The following is a 6,539-nucleotide window of genomic DNA, read 5'->3' on the forward strand; positions in this document are numbered from 1 at the left end:
AAATACTCATGGCATCCCTATCCATTCAAAATGTCAAAAAATCATATGGCGCTATCGAAGTTCTCAAAGGCATCGACCTTGATTTGGAAGATGGTGAATTTCTGGTCCTTTTGGGTCCATCCGGTTGCGGGAAATCAACACTGCTAAATATGATCGCAGGCCTGGATACCATTACAGATGGTGAAATCCTGATTGATCAAAATGTCGTAAACGATGTGCACCCGAAAGACCGTGACATCGCGATGGTTTTCCAAAGCTACGCGCTTTATCCCAACATGTCCGTTGCCCGGAATATCGGCTTTGGTTTGGAAATGCGCAAAGTCACCAAAGAAGACCGTGAAAAGCGTGTGGATGAAGCAGCCCGTATGTTGCAAATCGATCACCTGAGTGATCGTAAACCCGCACAGCTTTCCGGCGGGCAACGACAACGCGTTGCCATGGGGCGTGCCCTTGTACGTGACCCCGAAATCTTTTTGTTTGATGAACCGCTATCAAATCTTGATGCCAAACTTCGCGTAGAAATGCGGACAGAAATCAAAAAGCTGCACCAGCGTCTCGGCACGACCATGGTTTATGTGACCCATGATCAGATTGAAGCCATGACCCTTGCCAGCCGGATCGCTATTCTACGCGAAGGTGAAGTACAACAGTTTGCAAGCCCGCAGGAAGTATACGAAAAGCCTGCGAACATGTACGTGGCCGGGTTCGTCGGTTCACCGCCGATGAACTTTGTTCCCGCTGCTGTTGTCAGTGAAGATGGCAAACTCGGCGTTTCTATCGAGCGCACAGCCAATGGCAACAGAAGCTCTGTTTTCCTGGCCTTGCCTGATGATCGACAGGATGTCGGTGACTGGATTGGACGTGATGTCATCCTCGGCATCAGACCCGAAACCCTGACACATCGTTCGGATGCAGAAATATCTTTGAACAAAGGCTTACAGGCATTTGACTGTCAGGTGGAAGTATTGGAACCTACAGGCGCAGATACACTCACCTATATCGAACTGGGCGGACGCGAAGTAATTGCACGGGTAAACCCTTACAATACCACAGCACCGGGGGAAACGATGGCATTTATGGTCGATATGGGGAAAGCCAGTCTCTTTGATCCCAAAACCGAACTCCGCATTTAAAGACAGAATATGACAACAGACCTAACTGTAGAAAAAAAATTCGCGGGAAAATATCCAGAGGAAAAAATTTTGATCCAAAAAATTTGGGAAGGACCAGCTCTGTTGGGTGAGTCCCCCCTTTGGGACCATCGAACAGGCTTCCTTTATTGGGTTGATATCGAGAACAGCAAACTCTATTGGCAAAAAGTTGATGGGTGGCAAAAAGTTGATGGATCTGATTATTCTTCGATGGACCTCCCTGCCCCTGTCGGCTCAATAGCGCTGTGGCATGATGGTGGACTGATTGCTGCGATGGGTCAGGGGCTTTTCCTCATAGCCCCCGACTTGGGAACCGTCACCCCCATTGCGCCGGAATTAGCAGATGATAACTGCTTGATGAATGACGGCAAAGCCGACAGAGCTGGTAATTTCATTTTCGGGGCAAAACATCTAAGAGAATGCGCCCCTGTTGCGGGATCCTGGCGATACCAATCCGGTCAAATTAGCCCTATGGAACAAAAGTTTATCGTATTTAATGGGCCGGCATTCAGCCCCGCGGGTGACAGAATTTATTTTGCGAACTCACCAACGCAACAGATCATGACCGCAAGTTATAGCCCCACAGAAGGAATCACTTCACAGCCAGAGGTTTTTGTTCAACTAACTGGCAAAGATGGTTATCCTGATGGCATGACGGTTGATAGTGAAGGTTATCTCTGGAACGCCCAGTGGGATGGATGGGCGATCACCCGATACCGTCCAGACGGAATTATTGATCAAAAAATCGATATGCCTGTGCAACGGCCCACGTCACTGTGCTTTGGTGGTGAAGACCTAAAGACGCTTTTTGTGACCTCTGCATCAACCCGACTATCACCGAAAGAACTTGCAGAAAATCCCGATGCGGGGGCTTTATTTCAGTTAGACGCCCCTGTTGCCGGGCTTCCAGAGAAAACTATAATCCAATAAATTAAAGTCATCAATTATGCTATTGAATAATAAAAATATTATCATAACCGGATCTAGCAGTGGCATTGGCCGTGTCATCGCCGAAGAAGCCCTAAAAGAAGGTGCCAATGTTTTCTTGCATGGGCGGCGAGAACATCTGGTCGAACAAGCCCTGTCAGAGTTGAGCAAAGGCTATGGAACCAATCGCGTTTCTGGACTAGCCGGCGATATTGCTGATCCGACCTTTCCTGAAAAACTGGTTTCAGCAGCCGTCAAAAAATTTGGCAATCTGGATGGTCTGGTCAATAACGCAGGGATATCGCCACGCCATAACATTGATACGGCATCTGCCGAAGACTTTGATCAGGTTATGTCAATCAATTTGCGGGCACCGATGCTGACCATTCAGGCTGCAATGCAAAGCTTTAGAGACAACGGATCGGCAAGCGTGGTTAATATCGGGTCGATAAATGCGCACTGTGGGCAACCGGATCTTTTGATCTATTCAACATCCAAAGGCGGTCTTCAGACACTGACAAGAAACCTTGGTGATGCTTTGGGACCGGAAAAAATTCGCGTCAACCAGATCAATGTTGGCTGGACCCTGACCGAAAACGAACACCAGTTACAATTGGCCGAAGGTAACCCTGAAAACTGGTTGGACAATGTCTCACCTCTCTCTGCACCCTCTGGCACGATCCTGCATCCCGAACAGGTTGCAAATCATGTGGTATTCTGGCTGTCAGACAAATCAGCACCCGTCAGCGGTACAGTTTTTGAAGTCGAGCAATACCCGGTAATAGGGCGTAACCGCGTGACAAGCGGGCAAGCAGATTAAGCTTTTACATTACAAGAAGAACTCCGAGCAATTCCGGTATAAAAGAGAAAACCATGACACAACAACGGATCACCCCCGCAGAACTGAGAAGTAAAAAGTGGTTTGATGATGTGGATGATCCCGGCATGTCTGCACTCTATCTGGAACGATATCTTAATTTTGGCCTTACCCGCGAAGAACTCCAGTCCGGCAAACCGATTATCGGTATTGCACAGACGGGGTCAGACCTTACACCCTGTAATCGCCATCACACAGACTTGGCTGTTCGTGTCAAAGAAGGTATCCGTGATGCCGGGGGCATTCCCCTAGAATTCCCGGTCCACCCCATACAGGAAACCGGAAAACGCCCCACCGCTGCGCTTGATCGAAACCTTGCCTATCTGGGTCTGGTCGAAGTTCTATACGGCTATCCGTTGGATGGTGTCGTCCTGACCACCGGATGTGACAAGACAACGCCAGCCTGTTTGATGGCGGCTGCTACAGTCAATATTCCTGCCATTGTTCTTTCCGGTGGTCCCATGCTGGATGGCTATCACAAGGGGCGAACAGTCGGTTCGGGCAGTATCATCTGGGAAGCACGCGAACAACTGGCGGCAGGTGAAATTGATTACGACGGCTTTATGGACCTCGCTGCGGCGTCAGCTCCGTCTGTGGGGCACTGCAACACCATGGGTACAGCCCTTTCCATGAACTGTCTGGCTGAAGCATTAGGCATGTCACTCCCCGGCTGTGCCTCTATTCCTGCACCCTATCGGGAACGCGGGCAGATTTCCTATCATACGGGCAAGCGTATCGTTGATATGGTTTGGGAGGATTTGAAGCCTTCCATGATTATGACCAAAGAAGCCTTTGAAAATGCCATTGTGTTGGCTTCGTCCCTTGGGGCGTCGACCAACTGTCCCCCTCACCTAATTGCCATTGCCCGCCATATGGGCGTCGAATTGACAATGGATGACTGGCAGCGCATTGGTTACAGCGTTCCTATGATTGTTGACTGTCAGCCAACCGGACGGCATCTGGGCGAGCGTTTCCACAAAGCGGGTGGCGTTCCGGCTGTTCTGGCTGAATTGATCAAGGCAGACTTGATCCACGAAGGCTGCCTGACCGTAAATAATCAAACCCTTGGTGATAATTGCAGAGAAGCCTTTACCCACGACCGTGACGTTATCAAAACAACAGATGATCCCCTGTTACAATCCGCAGGGCTTATGGTGTTATCCGGCAATCTTTTTGATAACGCTGTTCTCAAAACATCTGCCATCGATGAAACTTTTCGAAAACGATATCTGGAAGACCCAGAGCAACCCAATGTCTTTACCGGAAAAGCAATCGTCTTTGAAGGGTCCGAAGATTATCACCAAAGACGCAACGATCCTGATCTTGGTGTTACTGAAAATTCAATCCTTTTCATCAGAAACTGTGGCCCGGTTGGGTACCCAGGTTCCGCAGAGGTGGTAAACATGCTGCCGCCAGACAGTCTGGTCAAACAGGGCATCACCTCCCTACCCTGCGTTGGCGATGGTCGCCAGAGCGGAACGTCGGGCAGCCCCTCAATTCTCAATGCCTCGCCAGAAGCCGCGGTCGGTGGCGGATTGGCACTTCTGAAAAGTGGGGATGACGTCCGGGTTGATCTGAATACACGGCAGGTGGACATGGTCATCAGCGATGATGAGCTTGAAGAAAGAAAAGAGAACCTTGTCCTGCCAGAACTGGATAACCAAACCCCGTGGCAGGAAATATATCGTTCCATGGTTGGGCAATTATCAACAGGCGCCTGTCTGGAACCCGCAACACTTCATCTAAGGGTTGTTGATGAAAAGGGCTTACCAAGGCACTCTCATTAATCCACTATAACGGACATTAAGTTATTTTTTTGGACATATATCTAGCCATCTAATAGAATCTGTCTTATAAAATGATCAAAATCTGCCAACGAGATATCCTATCTTTATCAAGTCCGGTTTAATCAGGAATAGTAACGTGACCTCAATTGGTATTATCGGCGAGTGTATGATCGAACTGTCCCGAGCGGATGTTTCTGGGGCTGATGCCTCTGAACATAACGAACTGCTTTATCAAAAGCGATATGGCGGTGATACCTACAACACCGCCTATTACCTTGCCCAATGCGCGAAATCGAAAATCGACGTCAACTATGTTACCGCGCTAGGTGATGATGCCATCAGTGATGATATGATCGCGACCTTTTCTGCGGCGGGTGTCAAAACTGATTTGATAGAGAAAATACCCGGTGCAGTGCCCGGTCTATATGCCATACAGACAGATGAACATGGGGAGCGCAGCTTTCTTTACTGGCGTTCGGAAGCACCCGCTCGACAGCTTTTTCAAACGCCGCAAAGTGAAGCGCTTAAATCTAAACTCCTAAAAAAAGACTGGCTCTATTTTTCTGGTATTACACTCGCGATCCTTCACGCTAAAGGTAGAGAAACCTTCTTCGAATTTTGCCAAGCCTTTCGGGTACAAGGGGGGAAGATCGCTTTTGATATCAATTATCGCCCGCGCCTTTGGGCAAGTGAAGACGAAGCAAAGTCTATCATAGATAGAGCTTACGCAATTTGTGATCTGGCTTTACCGTCCTATGATGATGAAACCCTGCTTTTTAAAACCAGTTCCCCCCAAAACGCGATAGACCGCATCACAAAGCTTGGCGCGAAAGAAATTGTGCTTAAGAACGGTGCAGAAGAAGTTTATGTCCACAGTCATGGTCAGACTGAGAAGCATGCTATTGTTCCGGCGACTGATGTGAAAGACACGACCTCTGCCGGGGATAGTTTTAACGCTGGTTATCTTTACGCGCGTCTATCAGACCACGACATCTCTACTGCGGTTAAAGCGGGATCAAACCTCGCAAAACAGGTCATTGCCCAGACTGGCGCTATTGTTCCTGTAACACCCCCGACATTCTAAGGCTCACGATTATGGCTATTGCAGACAAACAACATCAAAATTTCCTAAGCAAAACACTTGAACAGGCTGTTATTTTACCTGTGCTTGTTATTGAGCGTGTTGAGGATGCAATCCCTTTAGCCGAGGCCCTACTGGAAGGTGGCTGTACTTCAGTTGAAGTTACGCTGCGAAGTGAAGCTGCTCTTGCCTCTATGGAGAAAATTTCAGCACATTTACCAGAACTTACGCTGGGTGCCGGAACACTTTTGGAATGCGAACAGTTCCAACAGGTTAAAGACGCTGGCGCTAGTTACGCCTTAAGTCCCGGCACGACAGAAAAGCTTGCCTTGGCCGCAATAGATTCTAATCTGGCATATGTCCCTGCTGCAGCAACGCCATCTGAAGTTCTGGAATTACGTGAACTTGGCTTTAAGATTCAAAAGCTCTTTCCCGCCGGAGCTTCGGGGGGCATTGAAATGCTTAAATCCCTGAGCTCCCCAATAGCCGACGTTCGTTTCTGCCCGACGGGCGGCGTTTCAACCGCAAATGTTCAGGATTACCTGCAACAACCCAATGTGATCTGTGTCGGGGGCAGCTGGCTTGCCCCAAAAGATCTGGTCGCTGAAAAGAACTGGTCCGCGATCACAAAGGTCGTTCAGAAAAGCATGGCCGCCGTTCGCTAAAGCTTAAGCACCCCAGTATCTTTAAAAATCAGTATCTGTGAAAAAAGGCTT

At 48.8% G+C, this 6,539-nt stretch carries 6 protein-coding genes; all 6 read left to right on the top strand.

Annotated elements, in window-relative coordinates; translation table 11 throughout:
- The first annotated feature begins 8 nt into the window (after positions 1-8).
- The 6 genes from ugpC to eda all read left to right on the top strand — a co-directional run bounded on the left by ugpC (position 9) and on the right by eda (position 6,488).
- A complete protein-coding gene (gene ugpC, locus Q0241_RS00285; RefSeq protein WP_299371258.1) occupies positions 9-1,133 on the top strand; it encodes a sn-glycerol-3-phosphate ABC transporter ATP-binding protein UgpC in 1,125 nt (374 codons plus the stop codon).
- A gap of 69 nt (positions 1,134-1,202) precedes the next feature.
- Positions 1,203-2,081, top strand: a complete 879-nt coding sequence (locus Q0241_RS00290) for an SMP-30/gluconolactonase/LRE family protein (RefSeq protein WP_299371261.1) — start codon at positions 1,203-1,205, stop codon at positions 2,079-2,081.
- Between the two features lie 16 nt (positions 2,082-2,097).
- On the top strand, positions 2,098-2,898 hold the full coding sequence (locus tag Q0241_RS00295) for an SDR family NAD(P)-dependent oxidoreductase (RefSeq protein WP_299371264.1): 801 nt from the start codon (positions 2,098-2,100) through the stop codon (positions 2,896-2,898).
- 53 nt (positions 2,899-2,951) lie between these two features.
- Entirely contained in the window at positions 2,952-4,742 is a 1,791-nt protein-coding gene (locus Q0241_RS00300; protein ID WP_299371267.1) for an IlvD/Edd family dehydratase, read from the top strand.
- 136 nt (positions 4,743-4,878) lie between these two features.
- Entirely contained in the window at positions 4,879-5,826 is a 948-nt protein-coding gene (locus Q0241_RS00305; RefSeq protein ID WP_299371270.1) for a sugar kinase, read from the top strand.
- Between the two features lie 11 nt (positions 5,827-5,837).
- On the top strand, positions 5,838-6,488 hold the full coding sequence (gene eda / locus Q0241_RS00310) for a bifunctional 4-hydroxy-2-oxoglutarate aldolase/2-dehydro-3-deoxy-phosphogluconate aldolase (protein ID WP_299371273.1): 651 nt from the start codon (positions 5,838-5,840) through the stop codon (positions 6,486-6,488).
- Positions 6,489-6,539: the final 51 nt, after the last annotated feature.

The sequence above is a fragment of the uncultured Kiloniella sp. genome, from assembly GCF_937128705.1.
Taxonomy (GTDB): domain Bacteria; phylum Pseudomonadota; class Alphaproteobacteria; order Kiloniellales; family Kiloniellaceae; genus Kiloniella.

Coding starts and splice junctions, on each gene's coding strand:
- ugpC (WP_299371258.1), top strand. CDS start 9: ATGGCATCCCTATCCATTCAAAATGTCAAAAAATCATATGGCGCTATC.
- Q0241_RS00295 (WP_299371264.1), top strand. CDS start 2,098: ATGCTATTGAATAATAAAAATATTATCATAACCGGATCTAGCAGTGGC.
- Q0241_RS00300 (WP_299371267.1), top strand. CDS start 2,952: ATGACACAACAACGGATCACCCCCGCAGAACTGAGAAGTAAAAAGTGG.
- eda (WP_299371273.1), top strand. CDS start 5,838: ATGGCTATTGCAGACAAACAACATCAAAATTTCCTAAGCAAAACACTT.